This window comes from Streptomyces sp. NPDC087420 (assembly GCF_044744165.1).
Taxonomy (GTDB): domain Bacteria; phylum Actinomycetota; class Actinomycetes; order Streptomycetales; family Streptomycetaceae; genus Streptomyces.
Map to the genome: position 1 here is coordinate 397,470 of NZ_JBIUXU010000004.1, position 20,531 is coordinate 418,000.

Annotated in this window: 17 protein-coding genes; 9 read left to right on the forward strand and 8 right to left on the reverse strand. The window is 72.9% G+C overall.

The window, feature by feature from the left end:
* Positions 1-69: 69 nt before the first annotated feature.
* Positions 70-4,341: a BTAD domain-containing putative transcriptional regulator gene (locus tag ACIO1C_RS10355; protein WP_401860690.1), complete on the reverse strand. Its 4,272-nt coding sequence runs from the start codon at positions 4,339-4,341 to the stop codon at positions 70-72.
* Between the two features lie 1,310 nt (positions 4,342-5,651).
* Between ACIO1C_RS10355 and ACIO1C_RS10360 the strand changes: the two genes are divergently transcribed.
* Positions 5,652-6,455, forward strand: a complete 804-nt coding sequence (locus ACIO1C_RS10360; protein ID WP_401860693.1) for a site-2 protease family protein — start codon at positions 5,652-5,654, stop codon at positions 6,453-6,455.
* 76 nt (positions 6,456-6,531) lie between these two features.
* On the opposite strand, the gene ACIO1C_RS10365 is transcribed toward ACIO1C_RS10360, so the two are convergent.
* Both ACIO1C_RS10365 and npdG read right to left on the reverse strand, forming a co-directional pair.
* Positions 6,532-6,726: a hypothetical protein gene (locus ACIO1C_RS10365; protein ID WP_401860695.1), complete on the reverse strand. Its 195-nt coding sequence runs from the start codon at positions 6,724-6,726 to the stop codon at positions 6,532-6,534.
* 167 nt (positions 6,727-6,893) lie between these two features.
* Positions 6,894-7,604, reverse strand: a complete 711-nt coding sequence (npdG, locus tag ACIO1C_RS10370) for an NADPH-dependent F420 reductase (protein WP_401860697.1) — start codon at positions 7,602-7,604, stop codon at positions 6,894-6,896.
* 117 nt (positions 7,605-7,721) lie between these two features.
* On the opposite strand from npdG, the gene ACIO1C_RS10375 reads away from it, so the two are divergent.
* A complete protein-coding gene (locus ACIO1C_RS10375) occupies positions 7,722-8,333 on the forward strand; it encodes a hypothetical protein (protein WP_401860700.1) in 612 nt (203 codons plus the stop codon).
* Between the two features lie 110 nt (positions 8,334-8,443).
* Complete coding sequence (locus tag ACIO1C_RS10380) at positions 8,444-9,742, forward strand: MFS transporter (protein ID WP_401861034.1); 1,299 nt, start codon at positions 8,444-8,446, stop codon at positions 9,740-9,742.
* A gap of 124 nt (positions 9,743-9,866) precedes the next feature.
* Here ACIO1C_RS10380 and ACIO1C_RS10385 read toward each other — a convergent pair whose 3' ends face one another.
* A complete protein-coding gene (locus ACIO1C_RS10385) occupies positions 9,867-10,088 on the reverse strand; it encodes a hypothetical protein (protein WP_161308583.1) in 222 nt (73 codons plus the stop codon).
* 115 nt (positions 10,089-10,203) lie between these two features.
* Between ACIO1C_RS10385 and map the strand changes: the two genes are divergently transcribed.
* The gene (map, locus tag ACIO1C_RS10390) at positions 10,204-11,061 is read left to right on the forward strand and encodes a type I methionyl aminopeptidase (RefSeq protein ID WP_401860702.1); all 858 of its coding nucleotides are present in this window, start codon (positions 10,204-10,206) and stop codon (positions 11,059-11,061) included.
* Positions 11,062-11,246: 185 nt separating this feature from the next.
* Positions 11,247-11,918 carry a heme oxygenase (biliverdin-producing) gene (locus ACIO1C_RS10395; RefSeq protein ID WP_401860705.1) on the forward strand — a complete coding sequence of 224 codons (672 nt, stop codon included), beginning with the start codon at positions 11,247-11,249 and terminating at the stop codon, positions 11,916-11,918.
* An 80-nt stretch (positions 11,919-11,998) separates the two neighbouring features.
* Here ACIO1C_RS10395 and ACIO1C_RS10400 read toward each other — a convergent pair whose 3' ends face one another.
* A complete protein-coding gene (locus tag ACIO1C_RS10400) occupies positions 11,999-12,652 on the reverse strand; it encodes a PhzF family phenazine biosynthesis protein (RefSeq protein ID WP_401860707.1) in 654 nt (217 codons plus the stop codon).
* 283 nt (positions 12,653-12,935) lie between these two features.
* Here ACIO1C_RS10400 and efeO point away from each other — a divergent pair, with 283 nt between their 5' ends.
* Genes efeO through ACIO1C_RS10420 form a run of 4 tightly spaced genes read left to right on the forward strand, consistent with a single transcriptional unit; the run spans position 12,936 to position 17,253 of the window.
* Complete coding sequence (gene efeO / locus ACIO1C_RS10405; protein ID WP_401860709.1) at positions 12,936-14,078, forward strand: iron uptake system protein EfeO; 1,143 nt, start codon at positions 12,936-12,938, stop codon at positions 14,076-14,078.
* A 38-nt stretch (positions 14,079-14,116) separates the two neighbouring features.
* Positions 14,117-15,388, forward strand: coding sequence for an iron uptake transporter deferrochelatase/peroxidase subunit (efeB, locus tag ACIO1C_RS10410; protein WP_401860711.1), 1,272 nt, complete (start codon positions 14,117-14,119; stop codon positions 15,386-15,388).
* Positions 15,389-15,413: 25 nt separating this feature from the next.
* Entirely contained in the window at positions 15,414-16,385 is a 972-nt protein-coding gene (gene efeU / locus ACIO1C_RS10415; RefSeq protein ID WP_401860714.1) for an iron uptake transporter permease EfeU, read from the forward strand.
* A complete protein-coding gene (locus ACIO1C_RS10420) occupies positions 16,276-17,253 on the forward strand; it encodes a hypothetical protein (RefSeq protein ID WP_401860717.1) in 978 nt (325 codons plus the stop codon). The genes efeU and ACIO1C_RS10420 overlap by 110 nt, the downstream gene beginning before the upstream one ends.
* Before the next feature lie 53 nt (positions 17,254-17,306).
* On the opposite strand, the gene ACIO1C_RS10425 is transcribed toward ACIO1C_RS10420, so the two are convergent.
* The 3 genes from ACIO1C_RS10425 to ACIO1C_RS10435 all read right to left on the reverse strand — a co-directional run bounded on the left by ACIO1C_RS10425 (position 17,307) and on the right by ACIO1C_RS10435 (position 19,908).
* Positions 17,307-18,053 (reverse strand): bifunctional DNA primase/polymerase, encoded by a 747-nt coding sequence (locus ACIO1C_RS10425; RefSeq protein WP_401860719.1) that lies wholly within the window; start codon positions 18,051-18,053, stop codon positions 17,307-17,309.
* 136 nt (positions 18,054-18,189) lie between these two features.
* The gene (locus tag ACIO1C_RS10430; protein ID WP_401860721.1) at positions 18,190-18,813 is read right to left on the reverse strand and encodes a TetR/AcrR family transcriptional regulator; all 624 of its coding nucleotides are present in this window, start codon (positions 18,811-18,813) and stop codon (positions 18,190-18,192) included.
* 93 nt (positions 18,814-18,906) lie between these two features.
* Positions 18,907-19,908, reverse strand: a complete 1,002-nt coding sequence (locus ACIO1C_RS10435) for a small ribosomal subunit Rsm22 family protein (protein WP_401860723.1) — start codon at positions 19,906-19,908, stop codon at positions 18,907-18,909.
* Positions 19,909-20,531: the final 623 nt, after the last annotated feature.

Below are 20,531 nucleotides of genomic sequence, written 5' to 3' on the forward strand. Positions count from 1 at the left end.
TCCCTCTCATGTCTTACGTCCCACGCACCACGTCCCACGCCTCACGCACCACGTCCCACGCCTCACGGCTCACACGCGGGCGACGGCCTCCTCCAGCGAGAGGTGGCCGCCTTCCGCGTACGCCGTCCCGAACGCGTCCTCGTCGCCGAGCGCGGCCATCGCGGCCAGCACGGCCCGTCGGGAGGCGGCGAGCAGCTCCCGTTCCGTCGGGGGCCGGAAGTGACCGGCGGGGGTCAGCGCCTCGGACGCGCCGAGCAGCCGGGCCGCCTCGCGGGCCCGCTCCTTGTTGTCCCCCGCGTTGTCCCCCGCCAGGCCCGCCAGCGCCCACGCGGCCGTCGCCAGATAGCCCGCCGCCATGTGCGGGGCGACCATCTGGGACAGGACCGAGTGGGACTGCCGCAGCGCGCTCCGTATCTCTTCGAGCGCCTCCGCGTACCGGCCGTCCTCGCAGTCCAGCCAGGCGTACGCCCCCTGGATGAAACCCTGGAACACGGCGAGTGTCTCGTGCCGGAAGGCCTCCGAGATCACGCCCAGATGCCGCCTGGCCTCCTCCCGGCGCCCCGTGCGGCCCAGCCGCAGCGCGAGGAAGAGCCGGGCCGCGATCAACGACTCGTGCGAGACGTCGTGGCTGTCGTCCAGCACCGCGCGCAGCACGGCCTCGCCCTCCGCCGCGCGGTCGGTCTCGAACATGCTGCTCGCCATCCGGGCGCGCAGCACGGCGATCTGGCTCCGCGCGCCCAGGCTTTCGACGTGCCCGATCGCGGCGGCGAAATCGGCGACGGCGAGTTCGTACTCCCCGCGCCTCTCCCGCGCCTCGCCGCGCGCGGACAGCGCCTCTGCCCTGCCCCAGGCGTCGCCGAGGGTGTCGTAGATCTCCAGGGCGCGGTCGGCGTCCCTGTCCGCGTCGTCGGCCCACGCGCCGCGGTTGGCGAGGATGTTGGCCCGCATCTGGAGCGCGCCGGCCAACTCCCAGTCGTAGCCGAACCGTTCGCAGGCCTCCACGGTCTCGTCCAGCACATCCCTGAGCCGTTCGTCGCCCCCGTTCATCAGGGTCGCGAAGAACCAGAGCGAGGCGGGGAACCGGCAGGTCTGGGGCAGCCCGGCCCGGTAGACGGTGGCGACGCTCCGCAGCCACTCCTGCCGCTCGGGGGTTTCCCACTCGTCCTCGGCATGCTCCAGTGTGATCATCTCGACCACCCGCACCTGGCGCCGGGCCTCGATCAGCTGGTCGTCCGCCATGGGCGGCGGGAGGTCCGTGCATCTGAGGTGCAGGGGCGGGGCGGGTTCGGCGGGCGGTGCGAAGGGGTCGGGGCCGAGGGACGCGGCGGCGGCGGCCCACTGGCGGCCCTCGGCGCGCATGTCACGCATCGACCAGAACCAGGCCAGCGACAGGACCATGCAGAGCACCTCGTGCTCGTCGCGGGCGGCGACGGCGCGGCGCAGGGCGGTGCGGAGGTTCTCGTGCTCCAGCTGGAGCAGGGCGATCGCGGCGAGCTGGCCGGAGCCGCGCAGGAGAGGGTCGGTGGTACGGGCCAGCTCGCGGTAGTGCACGAGGTGGCGCCGCTCGGTGGCGGCCCGGTCACCGGCATGGCCGCCGGCCTGGTCACCGCCCTGGCCACCGCTCTGGTCACCGCCCTGGTCACCTACCTCCTCACCCGCCTGGTCGAGCCGCTCGGCGGCGTACTCGGCGACGGTCTCCAGGAGCCGGTAGCGCATGTCGCCGTCCGGCGAGGGGGCGGCGACGACGAGGGACTTGTCGATGAGGGAGCCGAGGAGGGCGGGGACGTCGAGGGAGCGTACGGGGTCGCCCGGCGTCGTACCGGCGCAGACCTCCTCCACCGCCGCCAGGCCGCAGCCGCCCGCGAAGACGGAGAGGCGGCGCAGGACGGCGCGTTCGGCCTCGTCCAGCAGGTCCCAGGACCAGTCGACGACCGCGCGGAGGGTCTGCTGGCGGGGCAGTACCGTCCTACTGCCGCTCGTCAGCAGTCTGAAGCGGTCGTCCAGGCGGTCGGCGATCTGCCGCGGGGACAGCAACCGGAGCCGGGCGGCGGCCAGTTCGATGGCCAGCGGCAGCCCGTCGAGGCGACGACAGATCTCGGCGACGGCCGCCGGGTCGGCCTCGGGGTCGAAGTCGGGCCGCACGGCCCGGGCCCGCTCGGCGAACAGCCGGTGCGCGGACCGGGGCGGCAACGGCTCGACGGGGCGTACGACTTCACCCGGCACCCCGAGCGGCTCCCGGCTCGTGGCCAGGACGGTCAGGTTCGGGCAGCGGGCGAGCAGTTCCTCGGCGAGGGTGGCGGCGGCGCCGATCACGTGCTCGCAGTTGTCGAGGAGGAGCAGCATGCGGCGGCGGGCGCAGTGCTCGGCCAACCGTACGAGCGGCTCACCGGCCTGCCGGTCGACGGCCCTGAACTCCTCGGCGCCCGCCCCGCGCAGCACGGTCTCCCGCGCCCCGAGCGAGGTCAGGACGGCTTCGGCGACGGTCTCCGGGTCGTCCACGGGGGCGAGTTCGGCCAGCCAGACCCCGTCGGGCCAGGCCTCGGAGGCCCGTTCGGCGGCCTCCTGCGACAGCCGCGTCTTCCCGGCCCCACCGGGCCCGAGGAGCGTGACGAGCCGGGCGCCGGAGAGGTCGGCCCGGATGGCGTCGATGTCACCCTCCCGCCCGACGAAGCTGGTGAGCCGGGCACGGAGGTTGCCGGGGGCGGCGCTGGGGGCGGTGGCGCTCGGGGCGGTGCCACTCGACGCGCTGGCGCCTGGGGCGCTGGCGCCCGGCGCGGTGCCGCCCGGCGCTGGGGCTCTCGGGGCGCGCGACGATCCGCCCCGCGACTGGCCCTGGCGGGGCGCGTGCCCGTGGTCCGAGCCATCGGCGTGTCCGCCGTCGGGGCCGCCGCGCGGGCCGCCGTGCCGCTGCCCCCGGCCGGGCTCCTGCCCGTGGCCCGGGTGGCCGCCCAGGCCCTCGCGCTGCCAGGCGGGGGCCTGGTGGCCCCGCAACTGCCCGTGATCGGCGACCTGTCCGCCGTCCGGGGCGCCACGCCGCCTGCTCTCGTACGGGCTGTCCCCGACCAGCGGGTCCCCTGACGACCGACCCTCGTCCCACCGGCCCTGGTCCGACAGGGCTTCGCCCGACGGGTCTTCGCCCGACCAGGAACCATCCGACCCGGCCCCATCCGGCCGGACCCCGTCCGACGAAACTCCGTCCCACCGGGCTCCGTCCGGCCGGGCTCCGTCCGGCCGGGCTTCGCTCGACCCCGATCCGTCCGACTCGTATCCGCCCCACGCCGCCTCGTCCGACCGGTTCCTGTCGGGTCGCCGCCGGTCCGGCGGAGTCCCGTCCGAGGGGGCTCCGCCCCACCGAGCGTCGTCCGACCGGGCTCCGTCCGGCCGTCGCTCGGTCGGACGGTCCTGAGGGAGGCTGGGTTCCGACGGCGGCAACCCTTGCGGCTGCCTTCGGCCCTCGTTCGTTTGCCGCGCCCGCGCCGTGCGGGCCTCTGGGGTCGTGTCCGGGCCGGGCTCCGGAGCCGGCGCCGTACCAGGCGGGGCCGGCGGGCTCCCCTCGCGGGGCGTCCCCCGGCGCGTGTCCCCGGCCGTGCCGCGCCGGCCTGGCGCCGGGCCCGGCGCGCGGCTCTCGTGCAGCAACTCCTCGTGCAGCGCGCGCAGTTCCGGGCCCGGGTCGGCGCCCAGGCGGTCCGCCAGGTCGCGGCGGACCTCGTCGTACACGGCCAGCGCCTCCGCCGTACGGGACGAGTCGCGCAAGGCGCGGATACGGAGCGCCTGGAGCGGTTCGTCGAGGGGGAACTCCTCGCAGAGCGCGGCCAGTTCGGGCAGGGCGTCCTCCGCGCGGCCCAGCGCGAGGGCGGCGGTGAGCCGGGCCCGGCGGGCCTCCAGCCGACGGGTGTCCCAGCGCAAGGCCTCCGAAGCGCGGTCGGGCAGATCGGCGAGCGCGGGCCCGTGCCAAAGGGCGAGCGCTTCGTCGAGGAGTACGGCGGCCTTGGCCGCGTCGCCGTCCTCCAGCGCCCGCGCGCCCTCCGCCGCGAGGCGGCCGAAGCGGTGGAGGTCCACGTCGTCCTCGTCGGCGGACAGCCGGTATCCGCCCTCCGAGGACATCACCGCGTCGTGCCCGAGCGCCCGCCGCAGGCGCCCGACCAGCGCCTGGAGCGCCGCGACGGCATCCGCGGGCGGATCCCCGTCCCACACCTCGCCGACCAGCACCCCGACGGGAACGCTGCGCCCGGCCCGGAGCGCGAGCACGGTCAGCAACGCACGCAACCGGGCACCACCGAGCGCGACGGGGGTCCCGTCGTCGTGAAAAGCCTGGGCGGTGCCGAGGAGTCGGTAGCGCATCCGCCCATTGTCCCCGCCCCACGGAATCCACGAAGTCGGCGGGGCCGGGCAGTAGGCCCGGCAACCGCTGTCGCGCGGCGCCTCCGGCCCCGTACAAAAGCGAAGGCCCGCCCGGTCGGCCCCTGCCCCACCCGCCCGGGAAGAGCCGGCCCGACCCGGATCCCCAGGGGCTGTCTCAGACTGCCGTCTGCCCCATGCCAGTCTGACGACAGGCCCTGGGGCGCACCAGCAAAGTGGCTTCCGACCCCGCGATGCCTGGCACGCGCAGGCGCCGCGCCGTCGAACCGCCCTGGTACATCCAGTACGGGGGCAACTTCTCCGCCTCGCGATCGCGCGCGCACCAGCCGCCGCAAGCCCCGCCCTGCGGGCGAACGACTCCACCTTGCGGACACGCCCCAGGGCTAAGCCCCGGGCGGCCCATGGCCCGCCCGGGGCCGAGGGCCTGTGGTCGCACTGCTGTCTGCCGCACGGCGGCAGGCACGCTCGCGGCGTCGCTTGCCGACATGCCCCACTAGCTCCGCTGCGAGGACCTCCCGGCGCCTCGCGATCGCAGGCACCGATCGCCGTGCGGCGGCTCTCCGGGCCACGACGGCAGCTTGGCCATAGGCCCTCGGGCGGGTCGGCAACGAGGAGTCGTTCGCATGCGCCGCATTGTCGGGCCTGCCCCATACATGCAGTACGAGTCCGGCCCCCCGCCCGCCTTGCGATCGCACGCGCCCGCCCCCGCGCGCGAACGACTCCACGTCGCGGACACGCCCAAGCCTCAGGCCCTGCCCGCCGGACCTTCGTGGGCCTGCGATGTCCGGTGCCGCACCTCGCCTCGTCGTCGGACCGACCACGTACGTCCACCTCCGCCGTGCGAGGCACGGCACCGGACGCCGCAGGCCGATCCACGTGGATCCGCCCGATAGACCCCAGCCCCGGCACCTGCGCGGCCCGGGCAGGGCGGGGCGGGCCCGGGCAGGGCGGGGCGGGCGCCCGGCCGGCCGATCCGTGGCCCGCCTCCGAAGCACCTCGGCCCCGCGAGGCGACGCCCGACCAAGTCAGTCGGCCTGCGGCTCGCCCCGCCGGGCCCTTGTCACCGCATCCCTGGTGTCCCCAGACACCCTGGCGCCGACCAGCCCGCCGCCCGCACGCGGGCGACCCGCGGCCCCCCTCGGCGCGCATCGCCCGCGCACCCCGCCCACCTCACCGCGCATCCCCCGCCCCCGGCGGGAACCGGCACGCCCGGCGGGACGTTTCCCGGCCGTCACGAGTACGGTCGTTCCGCACCGGCAAGCGCCGGCTCCCACTTCCCAGGAGACCCACCCATGACCACCGCAGCCACCCGCAGCAGCGATCGGCGGATCTCCCCGGTCTTCCTCGGGATCGCCGCCGTCATGGCGGTATCGGGATGGGCCGTGTGGACGGACTTCTCCGCGAACGCCGGGGTCGCCGTCTTTCTCTTCGTCACCGCCGCCTGGGTCGTCTCCCTCTGTCTGCACGAGTACGCGCACGCCCGCACCGCCCTGCACAGCGGTGACATCTCCATCGGCGGCAAGGGGTACCTCACCCTCAACCCGCTCAAATACACCCACGCCCTGCTCAGCATCGTGCTGCCGGTGCTCTTCGTGATCATGGGCGGGATCGGCCTGCCCGGCGGCGCCGTCTTCATCGAGCGCAACCGCATCCAGGGCCGCTGGAAGCACAGCCTGATCTCGGCGGCGGGCCCCCTGACGAACGTCCTGTTCGCGCTCGTGTGCACCGCGCCGTTCTGGCTGCACGCGCTGGACGGCGTGCCGGCCACCTTCGTCTACGCGCTCGGCTTCCTGGCGATGCTCCAGATCACCGCGGCGATCCTGAACTTCCTGCCGGTCCCGGGCCTCGACGGCTACGGCGTCATCGAGCCCTGGCTGTCGTACAAGATCCGCAGGCAGGTGGAGCCGTACGCGCAGTTCGGCCTGCTCGCCGTCTTCGGCATCCTCTTCATCCCGTCGGTGAACGCGGGCTTCTTCGACCTGGTCGACACGGTCCTGAGCGGTCTCGGGATCCCGTCGGACACGAACATCACCGCCTGCGGCCAGAACCTCTACCGCTTCTGGACCGACCAGAGCCCCTACTGCCAGCCGCAGTAGGGACAGCGGGCGAGGAGGGGACAGCGGCGAGGAGGGGCATCAGCAAGGAGGGACGGCGAGGCGCCTCCGCGCTCAGTCAGCCCGCGGCCGACATCCCCTCCGCCGCGCGCCGCGCCTTCGCCCGGCGCAGGTAGTACCAGGCCATATTGGACGAGAGCCCGGCCAGCAGGAGCCACACGACGCCGAGAAAGCTGCCCTGGACGAAGGAGACCACGGCCGCGATCACGGCGAGGGCGCAGACGGCGAGGGCGTACAGAGCGAGGCGGGGCATGGCGGGCGGCTCCTGTCGGGGGCTTTCTGGGCGATACCGCTTTCCGGCGGTGCCGCTCTCGGGCGGTACCGCTTGCTTTGCTCAGCGGCACTGCGGTCGTACGGGTCGCACAGGTCGTACAGGCCCAGTCTCCCCCACCCCGGGCCCGTACCCGGCTCCGGGGACCGTCAGACGTCCGTCACCCGCAGGCCCGCGTGCGCCTTGTACCGGCGGTTGACCGAGATCAGGTTCGCCACCAGCGACTCCACCTGGTGCGCGTTGCGCAGCCGCCCCGCGAAGACCCCCCTCATCCCCGGGATACGCGCCGCCAGCGCCTGCACGATGTCCGTGTCCGCGCGGACCTCGCCCAGCACCATCACGTCCGTCTCGATCTCCTCGACCGCCGGGTCCCGGAGCAGCGGCGCGGACAGGTGGTGGAAGGCGGCGGTCACCCGGGAGTCCGGCAGCAGGGCCGCGGCCTGCTCGGCCGCGCTGCCCTCTTCCGGGGTCAGGGCGTACGCGCCCTTCTTGTCGAAGCCCAGCGGGTTCACGCAGTCGATGACAAGCTTGCCCGCCAGTTCCTCGCGGAGGGACGCGAGGATCGTGGCGTGCCCGTCCCACGGGACGGCGACGATCACCACGTCACTGCGCCGGGCGCACTCCGCGTTGTCGGCGCCCTCGACACCGTGACCCAGTTCCGCCGCCGAGGCCGCCGCCCGGTCCGCCGCGCGGGACCCGATGATCACCTTCTGCCCGGCCCGCCCCAGCCGGTAGGCGAGCCCGCGCCCCTGGTCCCCCGTACCCCCGAGCACACCGACCACCAGACCCGACACGTCGGGAAGGTCCCAGGGGTCCTTGGCGGGGGGCTTGGGCGCGCTGCCACTGTCACTAGAAGTCATACGGCGGAGCCTACTTGTCGCACCCCCCACGCCAGCTCCGGCGGGTCCGCGTCCCGTTCGGGTGAGGTGCGGCGGAGTGGGGGCGGCGGAGGCGGGGGGTCGGGCAGGATGCGCCCCATGGATGCCGTACGTGTCGCGCTGTTGCGTGAAGTCCTGGCCGGTACGGAGTGGTTGTCGGCGACCCGGCGGTTCGCGGGGGCGCTGCGGGCCTCCGTGGTGCCGCACGGCGGGGGGCTGCTGCTGGTCGGGACCGAGGAGTACGAGCCGTGGCACCTGGCCGCGCATCTCGTGGACGAGGCCGCGTGGTCCGGGCAGCCGGAGCTGAATCCGACGCTCGTACGGCACCGGGTGCGGGACGGCGACCCGGCCCATCTGGCCGTCGGTCTGGGGCGGCTGGAGGCGGCGGGGCGCGGGGAGACGCTGCTGGTGGTGGCGCCGGAGCGGCCGGACGGCGCGCTGCTGGAACGGGTGCACGACGCGCGGCGGGCGGGGGCGACCGTGCTGTCGCTCGACGGCGGTGACGTGGAGGTGCGGGGCCTGGCGCACGAGGCGCTGACGGTGGCCGCGGCGGACGCGGCGCACGGCGTGGACCTGGACACCGTGCAGCATCTGGTGAGCGCGGCGGCCGGGGAGAACAGCCTGCCGGCCCAGCGGGGGAAACGGCGGTTCCGGGACCGGCTGTCCCGGCTGGCCGACCAGCTGACGGCGCCACCGCCCTCCCGTTGGTGAGATCCGTCAAGCAGGGAAATGGCGCGGCCGAGCGGGGAAATGGCGCGGCCCGCTGAAATCCGGTTGCTCCTTACAGGCTTCTGGCCGCAGCATGGCCTCCTGTGACCAAGATGTTCGCCGCGCTCCTGCCGGATCTCTCCCCCCTCCGCTCCTCCCGGGACTTCCGGCTCCTCTGGGTCCAGGGGCTGGTGACGAACTTCGCGAGCTTCATGGCGATGATCGCCCTGCCGCTCCAGATCAAGGATCTGACCGACTCACCCCTCGCGGTGGGCGCGATGGGCGCGGTCGAGCTCGTGCCGCTGGTCGTCTTCGGCCTGTACGGCGGGGCGCTCGCCGACGCCGCCGACCGGCGCAAGGTCATCCTGCTCACCGAGGCCGGGCTCGGCGTGCTGGCCGGGGTGCTGCTCGTGAACGCGCTGCTGCCGGAGCCGCTGTTGTGGCCGCTGTACGTGGTGGCGGCGGGGGTCTCCGCGCTCGCCGGGCTCCAGCGTCCCGCGCTGGACTCGCTGCTGGCCAGGATCGTCCCGCACGACCAGCTCACGGCCGCCGCCGCGCTGAACGCCGTGCGCTGGCAGTTGGGCGCGATCGCGGGGCCCTCGCTGGCGGGGGTGGTCGTGGCGTTCGCCGGTCACGCCCCGGCGTACGGCATCACGATCCTGGGCTTCGCCGTCTCCGTACTGATGTGCCTGCGCCTGTCGCCCGCGCCGGCCGCGCACGACGCGCAGAAGCCGTCCCTGCGGGGCATCGCGGAGGGCGCGCGGTACGCGTGGAGCAGACCGGTGCTGCTCGGGACGTACGCGATCGATCTGGCGGCGATGCTCTTCGCCTTCCCGAACTCGATCTTCCCGTTCCTCGCGGACGACCTCGGCGCGGAGTGGTCGCTGGGGCTGATGTACGCGGCGGGCTCGGTCGGCTCGGTGCTCCTCAGCCTGACCAGCGGCTGGACCTCCCGGGTGCGGCGCCACGGGCTGTTCGTGGTGTTCGGCGCGGCGGGGTGGGGGCTGGCGATCACGGCGGCGGGGTGGTTCTCCAACGTGTGGGTGGTGCTGGTCTGCCTGGCCTTCGCGGGGGCGGGCGACATGCTGAGCGGCCTGGGCCGCTCGACGATCTGGAACCAGACGATCCCGGAGGAGCTGCGCGGCCGGCTGGCGGGCATCGAGGTGCTGTCGTACAGCGTCGGACCCCAGCTCGGGCAGGTCAGGGCGGGTGCCATGGCAGGCTGGACCGGCACCCGCCCGGCGGTCTGGGGCGGCGGGCTGGCCTGCCTGGCGTCGGTGGGCCTGCTGTCGGCGGTCCTGCCGAGGCTGGTGACGTACGACGCGAGCACGGACGAGGACGCGTTGCGCCGCCGCGCGCACCAGGAGGCGATCACGCCGACACCGCCGACGACGTCGCTGCCTACGGGGTGAGGGGCCGGGAGGGCCGTACGCACTCTCCCGGCGCCCGCCACCCCGCCCGCCTCGTCCACCCCGCCCGCCTCGTCCGCCCCTCAGACCGTGCCGCCGGTCCGGGGCCGGACAGGCGGGACAGGCCCTAGCTGCCGCCACCCGGCCTGTCGTGCCACTTGGGGTCGTTCTCCCACTCCGTGTTCCGCTCCTTCGCCGTGTCCATCGCGTGCTCCGCCTCCTGGCGGGACGCGTACGGGCCGAAGCGGTCCTTGGCCGGGCACTCGGGGCCCTCCTCGACCTTGCCGTGCTCCAGGCAGTAGTACCACTCGCCCGGCTTGCCCACCGTGCGCTTCTTGAACAGGGCCATGCCCGGCTCCCTTTCTTCTCCGTCGTACATGACGTCGTACATGACGTTGTCCATGACGTCCCTGACGCCATGCTGCCCCCCGGCCGCCGCCGCGACGCTGGTTAGACTCGCTCGCATGTCTGGCCAGTCGCTGCTCGTACCAGGGGAGCTCTCTCCCGCACGTTCCGTTCCCGGAAACATCCGGCGCCCCGAATACGTCGGGAAACCCGCTCCTACCCCGTACACCGGGCCGGAGATCCAATCCGCCGAAACGATTGAGCTGATGCGGATCGCGGGGCGCATCGCCGCACAGGCGATGGAGGAGGCCGCGAAGCACATCGCGCCGGGGGTGACGACCGACGAGCTGGACCGGGTCGCCCACGCCTACATGTGCGACCACGGCGCCTACCCCTCGACCCTCGGCTACCGGGGCTTCCCCAAGTCCCTCTGCACCTCGGTCAACGAGGTGATCTGCCACGGGATCCCGGACTCCACGGTGCTCCGCGACGGCGACATCGTGAACCTGGACGTCACCGCGTACATCGGCGGTGTGCACGGCGACAACAACGCCACCTACTTCTGCGGTGACGTCGACGAAGAATCGACACTGCTCGTCGAGCGGACCCGCGAGGCGCTGAACCGCGCGATCAAGGCCGTACGGCCGGGGCGGCAGCTCAACGTGATCGGGCGGGTCATCGAGTCGTACGCCAAGCGCTTCGGCTACGGCGTCGTCAGGGACTTCACCGGCCACGGGATCAACACGTCCTTCCACTCCGGGCTGATCGTCCCGCACTACGACAGCCCGCACGCCACGACCGTCATCAGGCCCGGCATGACCTTCACCATCGAGCCGATGCTCACGCTCGGTACGTACGAGCACGACATGTGGGAAGACGGCTGGACCATCGTGACCAAGGACCGCAAGCGGACGGCGCAGTTCGAGCACACCCTGGTGGTGACGGACACCGGAGCGGAGATCCTCACGCTTCCCTGAGCGTCCCCGCGGGCTTCCGCGAGCGCGCGCCCCAGGTGAGGGGCGAGTAGCGTTTTACCGACAGGACGTCGGGAACCAGTTGACTTAGGTAAGCCTAAGTAGGAGGATCCGTGGTGGCGAGCCCCCGCGCTGCCACCGTGGGCACTTCCGGTGCTCCCGTCCCCCTCGGTCCCCGGAGGCCCGCCTTGGACGCACGCACCGTCACCGTCGGCACACCGTTCTCCACCCTGATCCGTGTCGCGTCGCACGAGCAGCACACCCAGGCCGAGACCTCACCCTTCATGGGCGACCTGCTGGGCGGGCGGCTCGGGGTGGACGCGTACACCCGCTACACCCAACAGCTGTGGTTCGTGTACCGGGCACTGGAAGGCGCCTCCGAGGCGCTGGCGGACGATCCGGTCGCCGGGCCCTTCATCCGGCGTGAGCTGGCGCGTACGCCGGAGCTGGAGCGCGATCTGGCGCACCTGTGCGGTACGGAGTGGCGTACGGGCCTGGAGCCGCTCCCCGCGACCGCCGCGTACGCGGCGCGGGTGGAGGAGTGCGCCCGCGTGTGGCCCGGCGGATACGTGGCGCACCACTACACCCGCTACCTCGGCGACCTGTCCGGCGGCCAGATCATCCGCGACCGCGCGGAGAAGGCGTGGGGCTTCGCGCGCAAGGGGGACGGGGTCCGCTTCTACGTCTTCGAGGGGATCCCGAACCCGGCCGCGTTCAAGCGCGACTACCGCGAGCTGCTGGACGCGGTGGCGGTCGACGACCTGGAGAAGCAGCGGATCGTCGACGAGTGCAAGCGGGCGTTCGACTTCAACGGGGCGGTCTTCCGCGAGCTGGGGCAAGAGTTCCCGCGCAGCGCGTGACGCGTCACCGGTGACGCCGGGCGGGCAGGACGCCCGCCCGGCCGCCCCTCAGTGCGTCTGACGCGGGCGCACCCCGTCCCTCAGTGCGTCTGGTGCAGGCGCACCCTGCCACCGATCTCGATCTCGCCCCGGGGCGCCGGCGCGGTGAGGATCTGGGAGCCCCGGCCCTGCGTGATGTTCAGCGCGCGGCCCAGCTGTTCGGTGAGCAGCAGCGCCGCCGCGCCCGTCGCCTCGTCCTCCGCGATGCCGTCGTCGCGGCGGGGGAAGCCGCGGGCCCTGACGCGCCCCGCCGCCTCGTCCTGCCACGCCCAGGCGTAGAGCCAGCCTTCGCCGGGCGGCGGGGCGGGCAGGGCATCGACCTCGGCCACGGAGCCGTACTGCCGGAGCTGCCGGGGCGGCGCCCATTCGGGGCGGGCGGTGATCCAGGTGAACTCGCCGTCCTGGCGCACCCACACCTCGCCCGCGGGCGGGTTCACGGATTCCAGGTCGAGCAGCCAGGCCGTCCCCACGAGGGGATGGCCGGCGAACGGCAGCCGCAGGCCCGGGGTGTAGATGTCGACCACACCGCGCTCGGGGTCGTCGACGAACACGGTCTCGCTGTAGCCGAGTTCGGCGGCGATCGCCTGCCGGTCGGCGCGGTCGGGGTGCTCCCGGCCCTCGCGCACGACGCCGAGGGTGTTGCCGTGCCGGCCGTCGGCCCCGCAGAAGACGCTGAGTACGTCGATGTCATTCACCCGCGCATTCAAACACCCGGGGCGCCGCACTTTCGAACAGGACATCGGCCCTCGTGACCGGCCCGGGTGAACGCCGTCCCGAAACCGGCGAACCGGACACCTTGACTGCCCCTTGACCCACCCATGGCCGGACCATGGAGCACCCGTGATCCCGCCGTGTCCGGGCGCGAAGAGTGAGATCCGAATCACTGGACGAAGGGGGCAAAGTCAGGTAAGCCTTCGTTAAGTTAGGCCTGCCTCACCAACGTCCCCGTTCCCTGTCACCGCCCTTGTGGAGTCCCGCATGCGCCCTGCCCGCCTCTCCGTCGTCTCCGCGATCGCCGCGGTGGCCGCCCTGACCGCCGTCACGGGATGTGCCGACAAGAGCGACGCCAAGGCCGGCGGCGACGCCGTCCAGGTCACGGCGAAGGACACCTCCTGCGACGTGTCGAAGAAGGAGTTCCCCTCGGGTCACGTCGAGTTGGCCGTGGAGAACAAGGGCTCGAAGGTCACCGAGGTCTACCTCCTCTTCCCGGACGACCGCATCGTGACCGAGCGCGAGAACATCGGCCCCGGCACCAAGGTCACGCTGACCGCCGAGGTGAAGTCCGGTTCGTACGAAATCGCCTGCAAGCCCGGCATGAAGGGCGACGGCATCCGCCAGAAGGTCACCGCCACCGGCGGTACGGCCGTCACGCGCAGCCCGGAGAAGGACGCCGCGGTCGCCGCGTACCGCAAGTACGCCCAGGAGCAGGCCGATGCCACCCTGCCGAAGGTGAAGGTCTTCACCGACGCCGTGCGCGCCGGTGACATCGAGGGCGCGAAGAAGGCGTACGCGCCCTCCCGCATCGGCTGGGAGCGCACCGAGCCCGTCGCCGAATCCTTCGGTGACATCGACCCGTTGGTCGACACGCGCGCGGACGGCCTGGAGAAGGGCCAGAAGTGGACCGGCTGGCACCGGCTGGAGAAGGAACTCTGGCAGGACAAGAAGCTGAGCCCGGACGCCACGGCCCTCGCCGACGAGCTGGACAAGGACCTGGCCGACTGGCAGAAGCGCGTCGGCAAGGCCGTCATCACGCCGACCTCCATGGCCAACGGCGCCAAGGAGCTGCTCGACGAGGTCGCCTCCGGCAAGATCACCGGCGAGGAGGACCGCTACAGTCACACCGACCTGGTCGACTTCAAGGCCAACGTCGAGGGCGCGCAGCAGTCGTACGAGCTGCTCAAGCCGGTCGCGGGGAAGAACGACGCGGCTCTGGTCACCGAGTTGGGCAAGCAGTTCACCGCGCTGAACACGCTGCTCGACAAGTACCGCACGGGCGGGGCGGATTCGTACGAGTTCGTCTCGTACGACAAGGTGCGTGAGCCGCAGCGCAAGGAGCTCTCGGACGCGGTGAACGCGCTCGCCGAGCCGCTCTCCCGGCTCGCCGCCGCCGTCGTCAAGTAGTCACGTAGCCAAGCAGTCAGGTAGGGAACGGGTACACCGTGGACGACCAGACCACCGAAAGCTCCCCCGAGGCCGGCAAGGGCGCCGCGCCCTCCCGCCGTTCCCTCCTCGGCTGGGGCGGCGCCGGGCTCGCGCTCGGTGCCGTCGCGGCCGGCGGCACCGTCGCGGCGGTGCGGGGCGGGGACTCGACCGAGCCCGCCGCGGAGAGCGGCGCGGCGGTCCCCTTCCACGGCACGCACCAGGCCGGCATCGCCACCGCCGTACAGGACCGCCTGCACTTCGCCTCGTTCGACGTGACGACGAAGGACCGCGCCGAGCTGGCCCAGCTCCTCAAGGACTGGACGCGGGCCGCCGAGCGGATGACCGCGGGCCAGGCGGTCGGCGACGGCGCGTACGGCGGGCTCGCCGAGGCGCCGCCCGACGACACGGGCGAGGCGCTGGGGCTCAAGCCGTCCCGGCTCTCCCTGACCGTCGGCTTCGGCCCCTCGCTCTTCGCCAAGGGCCGGTTCGGCCTGGAGGACCGGCGGCCCGACGCGCTGGTGGACCTGCCCGCGTTCCCCGGCGACAACCTGGACGCGGCGCGCACCGGCGGCGATCTGTGCGTGCAGGCGTGCGCGGACGATCCGCAGGTCGCCGTGCACGCCATCCGCAACCTCGCCCGCATCGGCTTCGGCAAGGTCGCGGTGCGCTGGTCCCAACTGGGCTTCGGCAAGACGTCGTCCACGACGCCGGGCGCCCAGACCCCCCGTAACCTCTTCGGGTTCAAGGACGGCACCAGCAACATCGACGGGACGGACGCCGCCGCGCTCGACCGGCACGTGTGGGTGTCGCAGAAGGACGGGGCCGGCTGGCTGGCCGGCGGCTCCTACCTGGTCGCGCGCCGGATCTCGATGCGGATCGAGAGCTGGGACCGCACCTCCCTCCAGGAGCAGGAGGACATCTTCGGCCGGGACAAGGGCGAGGGCGCGGCGGTCGGCAAGGCGCACGAGCACGACAAGCCCAACCTCAAGGCGATGCTGCCGACGGCGCATGTGCGCCTCGCGCACCCGGACTCCCATCACGGGGTACGGATGCTGCGGCGCGGCTACTCCTTCACCGACGGCACGGACGGGCTCGGCCGGCTCGACGCGGGCCTGTTCTTCCTGGCCTACCAGCGGGACGTGCGGGACGCGTTCATCCCCGTACAGCAGTCCCTGGCGCGATCCGACGCGCTCAACGAGTACATCCAGCACGTGGGTTCAGCGGTCTTCGCGATCCCGCCGGGCGTCCGGGACAAGGACGACTGGTGGGGCCGGACGCTGGTCTCCTGAGCAGAGAGAGCAGAAGGGACCCGCCGTGTTCGGCAATTACCTGATCGGTCTGCGAGAGGGCCTGGAGGCCAGTCTCGTCGTCTGCATCCTCGTCGCGTACCTGGTGAAGACGGGCCGGCGCGACGCGCTGCGGCCCATCTGGATCGGGATCTCGGTCGCGATCGTGCTGGCGCTCGCCTTCGGCTTCGGGCTCGAATACGGCTCGCAGGAGCTGACGTTCGAGGCGCAGGAGACGCTCGGCGGTTCGCTGTCGATCGTCGCGGTGTGCCTGGTGACCTGGATGGTCTTCTGGATGCGGCGCACGGCCCGCCACCTCAAGGCGGACCTGGGTGCCAAGCTCGACGCGGCGCTGGCGATGGGCACGGGCGCGCTGGTCGCGACGGCGTTCCTCGCGGTGGGCCGCGAGGGCCTGGAGACGGCGCTGTTCGTCTGGGCGTCGGTGCGCGCGTCGCAGGACGGCACGTACGAGCCGCTGACCGGTGTGCTGTTGGGGCTCGCCACCGCCGTCGTGCTCGGCTGGCTCTTCTACCGGGGCGCGCTCAGGATCAACCTGGCGAAGTTCTTCACCTGGACCGGCGGGATGCTGGTCGTCGTCGCGGCGGGTGTGCTCGCGTACGGGGTGCACGACCTCCAGGAGGCCGACCACATCGGCGGCCTGTCGGACAAGGCCTTCGACATCAGCTCCACGATCCCGCCGGACAGTTGGTACGGCACGCTCCTCAAGGGCGTCTTCAACTTCCAGCCGGATCCCACCGTGGTCCAGCTGATCGTGTGGCTGCTCTACCTGGTCCCGACACTCGCGCTGTTCCTGGCCCCGGTATGGTTCGGACGGTCAGTTGGAGGCGGGGGCGGGGCCGAGGAGCAGAAGGCGACCGATGATGAGGCCGATGCGGGCAGTGGTGGGGCTGGCGGCGGTCGCGTCGCTGTCACTGACGGCGAGCGGGTGCGTGACGGTGCACGGGGAGCTGGCGGTCGTACCGTCGGCGAAGCGGAGTGAGGCCGCGCGGGCGCTGAAGGTCTTCACCGACGCGTACAACGCCTCGGACCTGGCGTACGATCCGGCGCTGGACGCGGGGCAGGTCACGGGCGCGCTCGGCGCGATCAACCAGGCCGGGCTGAAGTCGCGGAGTGTCACGGACCCGGGCGGCAACTCCCGGCACGTACCGCTGGAACTGACCGACGCGAAGTTCACCATCCCCGAGAAGGCGGGCTGGCCGCGGTTCTTCGTCGCGGACACCGACAGCAACCGGGACGTCGACGGCGGGGCGCAGGACAACCGCTGGGTGCTGGTGTTCGTACGGAACGGCCCCGACCGCGCGTGGGAGGTGGCGTACCTGACGATCCTGGCGACGAGCGCGGTGCCGGCCTTCAAGACCGGCAAGGACGGCTGGGGCGAGGCGATATCGCCGGACGACACGGGCCTGGCGGTGGCGCCGAAGGCGCTGAGCGACGAGTACACCTCGTACCTGCGGACCGGTGAGCCCGCGCACTTCGCGCCGGGGCCGCACACCACCGAGTGGCGGACGGACCGTCAGAAGCGGGCGCGGACACCGGGGTACACCCGGCAGTACGTCGACCAGGCCGTGAACGGCGGGGACTTCGCCCCGGTCGGTCTTGCGACGAAGGACGGCGGCGCGTTCGTCTTCTTCGCCACGCGTTTCTTCGAGCGGCAGACGGCGGCGAAGGGGCTGCGGCCGCAGGTGAGCACGGACGTCAAGGCGCTCATGACCGGCACGGTGACCAACACCGTGACGAAGGAATGGATGTCGAACCAGGCGGTGATCGTCCCGCGCGCCGGGGCGGGCTCCGCGCAGGTCGACGTCATAGGCCGCTTGCAGGGTGTGACGGGGGCCGTGGGCTCGTAACCGCTCCGGAAAACAACCGAGTTGCTGTCCGGACGGCTCAGCGACCCAGTGACTCAGCGGCCCAGGGGCCAGGCCACCGCGTGCGGGTCCAGTTCGCCGTTCTCGCCCGCGTACCGCGCGCACGCGTCCGTCAGGGTCTCCAGCAGCGTCAGGGGATCGGGCAGCGGGTGCTCGGGGCCGCGGATCCAGCGCACCGCCAGGTCGCCGGGGAGCCGCGCGGGCGGTACGAGGACGTAACTGCCCCGGCAGTGCCAGCGCAGCCCCGGGTGCTCGTCCATCGTCTCGGGGTGGCAGTCGAGTTCGCAGGGCCACCACTCGTCCTCGTCCTCGGGGGTGCCCCGGGTGGCGGTGAAGAAGAGCATGCGGTCGCCGCCGGAGTCGGCCACGGGGCCCACGTCCACGGACCGTTCCAGCAGCCGCTCCAGCGCCCGGCTGCCCGCTTCCAGCGGCACGTCCAGCACGTCGTGGATCATGCCGGTCGCCGTGATGAAGTTGGCCTGGGGCTGATTGCGCGCCCACCGCTCGATCTGGGCGCGGTCGGTGGTGGACTGGGTCTGCCAGGCGAAGGAGATGGGGTGCCTGGCCGGGGTCGGACAGCCGATCCGCTCACAGGAACAGCGGTAGCCGACGGGATGGGCCGCGGGCGAGACGGGCATACCGGCGTCCGCCACGGCGAGCAACAGAGCCTCACGGTTCGCCGCCGCCCCGTCGAGCGCCTCGGCGCTCTTCTTGGCACGCCTGCGCAACCACTGGGGAATCCTGCTGTCCGTGCCGCGGTAGCGGCCGAAGTCGTCGCCCATCTATCCCCTCACACACCTCACGCCGGCCCCTGCGGCCTCTTCCATGGTCGCACCATCCTGCCTCCCGGGTGGCCGCCCTCCCCAGCCGGGGGTCGGCCACATGGGAGCCGCCGGTCGTCCGCCGGTCGTCCGCCGGTCAGCCGCGTGGGGCGAGACCGTACAGGGCGTAGTCGGCGACGGCGTCCGCGTAGGCGTGGGTGAGCGGGAGGGTACGGAGCAGCCAGCGGTGCGCGAGGGGCCCCGCGAGGAGTTCCAGGGCGATCCGGAGGTCGAGATCCTGCCGTACGTCACCGGCGTCCTGACCGGCACGCAGCCGCTTCACGTAGAGCTGGAGCTGCGGTTCGAGGAGCTTGCGGGCGAACTCGGCGCCCAGTTCGGCGTCGACGATCCCCTCGGCGGCGAGCGCGCGTGAGGGGAGGTCGTACGTCGGATCGTTCATCTCGTCGACCGTGGCGCGCAGCACCAGTTTGAGGTCCGCGGCCAGGTCACCCGTGTCGGGGATCTCATACGGCCCCGCCCCGTCGGCGGCGGCGCGCGCGGCCTGCTCGGTGAGATCGAGGAAGGCTTCGAGGAGGACGGCACCCTTCGAGGGCCACCACCGGTAGATCGTCTGCTTGCCCACCCCGGCCCGGGCCGCGATGCCCTCGACGGTCGTCTTCGCGTAGCCGACCTCGGTGACCAGGGCGAGCGCGGCGTCATAGATCGCCCGGCGCGACCGGTCGCTGCGGCGGGTGGAGTCGGGTGCCCTGCTGTCGGCCATGGCGTCAATCTACCAACGGGCAGAGGCGAGACGTATCGTCTCGATTGCTGGCGAAGGGACCGGCAGGACGGGCGCGGGAATCACCCGAACGGATCACACGGTGTCGGGCGGGGGCCACGGGTCGCCCCAGGCCGTGTCCCGCGCCGCGCGGTACAGCTCGCCGTGCCGCTTGGTGACCGTCTCGCCGCGCAGTCCGTCCGACGGGGTGCACAGCTCCAGCAACACCTGGCCCTTGCGGATCTGCGGCTTGCGGATGACCCGGTTCCGCACAGGCCGCGGTTCGAAGCGAACTGCCGCCACATAGCTGAACTTCTCGTCCTCGTACGGCAGCGAGCCACCCTTCACCTGCCGGTGCAGGGAGGAGCGGGCGACCCGGGCGGCGAAGTGGCACCAGTCCGTGCCCGGTTCGATCGGGCAGGCGCCGTCGTGCGGGCAGGGCGCCGCGACGCGCAGCCCCGCGCCGATGAGCTGCCGCCGGGCCTCGATGATCCTCAAGTAGCCGTCGGGCGTGCCCGGTTCCACGATCACCACGGCGCGCGCGGCCCGCGCCACGTCGGTGACGAGCGCGCCCCGGTCCCGCTCGGTCAGCTCGTTCAGGACGTACGAGACCGTGATCAGGTCGGTGTCGGGGAGGGCGAGGGGGGTGCCGATCCTGGCGCGCCGCCAGTCGACCGTACGCAGCGCGGGAAGGCCGGAGCGTTCGGCCAGCTCCCGGCCGAGTGCGAGGGCGGGCTCCGCCCAGTCGAGGACGGTGGTGGTACGGGGCTCCGCCCACGTGGCGTCCGCCGCCCAGACCGCCGCGCCGGTGCCACCGCCCACGTCGAGGTGGCTGGCGGGCGCCCAGCCGGGCGCGGCGTCCGCGAGCGCGTCCAGCGCGGCCCGTACCGCCTCGAACGTCGCGGGCATCCGGTACGCCGCGTAGGCGGCGACGTCCGACCGGTCGCGCAGCAGGGGCGTGCCGGTCGGGGTGGTCCCCCGGTAGTTCGCGATCAGCCGCTCGACGGCCTGCGCGGCCTGCTTGGGCGGCAGCCCGTCGAGCAGTCCGGCGAGTGCGGTGCGCAGGGCGTCCGTGGTGGGGAGGGTGTCGGCGTTCACCGCCGAATCGTACGCACCTCTGCCCGGCGTTTGGTTGCGCTCACTGATGTCCTCAATCGCCGGACGGGCTTGGGTGTGCCGTGGTGACGGGGGGCGGGGCCTCCGGAGGTACGTGTGTCCGGACTGCTATCCTCACCGCGCTTCGCGCGAGCTGCGACGCTTTACGTCCGGACACACGCACCTCCTCCGACCCCGCCCCCCTCACGCCGCCGGGGAGACTGAACGACCCCGCCCGCCCGGGTGGGCCAACGCCTCAACGCGGACCCGGAAGCGGAGACGACCTCCCCCCGCACCGGAGCGGGCCGGGTTTTGGCGCGGGCCTGGAAGGGGGACGGGCAGGGGTCGTGTCCGGAACGTAGAGCGTGTTTTGTGTCGCATGGCGACCGTTACCCAATACGACCGGCTGAACGCGACGTAAAACATGCAGTGCAGGACACGACCCCTGCCCGGCCCCCGGCAACCGACCCGCACCAGGACCACCGGCCCGCAGCGGGCAAAACCAAGCCCGTCCGGCGATTGAGGACAATCAGTAAGCCGCGCCCCCGCAAACCGCAGACGCCGCCTACGCTGGCGAACGCCGCCCCTGGCCGCTCCCGTGGTCCGGCGGGCGATCTCAACTCCGG

Excerpts from the sequence above, each read along its gene's own strand:
- ACIO1C_RS10355 (WP_401860690.1), bottom strand. The coding sequence starts at position 4,341 with ATGCGCTACCGACTCCTCGGCACCGCCCAGGCTTTTCACGACGACGGG.
- ACIO1C_RS10360 (WP_401860693.1), top strand. The coding sequence starts at position 5,652 with ATGACCACCGCAGCCACCCGCAGCAGCGATCGGCGGATCTCCCCGGTC.
- ACIO1C_RS10365 (WP_401860695.1), bottom strand. The coding sequence starts at position 6,726 with ATGCCCCGCCTCGCTCTGTACGCCCTCGCCGTCTGCGCCCTCGCCGTG.
- npdG (WP_401860697.1), bottom strand. The coding sequence starts at position 7,604 with ATGACTTCTAGTGACAGTGGCAGCGCGCCCAAGCCCCCCGCCAAGGAC.
- ACIO1C_RS10375 (WP_401860700.1), top strand. The coding sequence starts at position 7,722 with ATGGATGCCGTACGTGTCGCGCTGTTGCGTGAAGTCCTGGCCGGTACG.
- ACIO1C_RS10380 (WP_401861034.1), top strand. The coding sequence starts at position 8,444 with ATGTTCGCCGCGCTCCTGCCGGATCTCTCCCCCCTCCGCTCCTCCCGG.
- ACIO1C_RS10385 (WP_161308583.1), bottom strand. The coding sequence starts at position 10,088 with ATGGCCCTGTTCAAGAAGCGCACGGTGGGCAAGCCGGGCGAGTGGTAC.
- map (WP_401860702.1), top strand. The coding sequence starts at position 10,204 with ATGTCTGGCCAGTCGCTGCTCGTACCAGGGGAGCTCTCTCCCGCACGT.
- efeO (WP_401860709.1), top strand. The coding sequence starts at position 12,936 with ATGCGCCCTGCCCGCCTCTCCGTCGTCTCCGCGATCGCCGCGGTGGCC.
- ACIO1C_RS10420 (WP_401860717.1), top strand. The coding sequence starts at position 16,276 with ATGCGGGCAGTGGTGGGGCTGGCGGCGGTCGCGTCGCTGTCACTGACG.
- ACIO1C_RS10425 (WP_401860719.1), bottom strand. The coding sequence starts at position 18,053 with ATGGGCGACGACTTCGGCCGCTACCGCGGCACGGACAGCAGGATTCCC.
- ACIO1C_RS10430 (WP_401860721.1), bottom strand. The coding sequence starts at position 18,813 with ATGGCCGACAGCAGGGCACCCGACTCCACCCGCCGCAGCGACCGGTCG.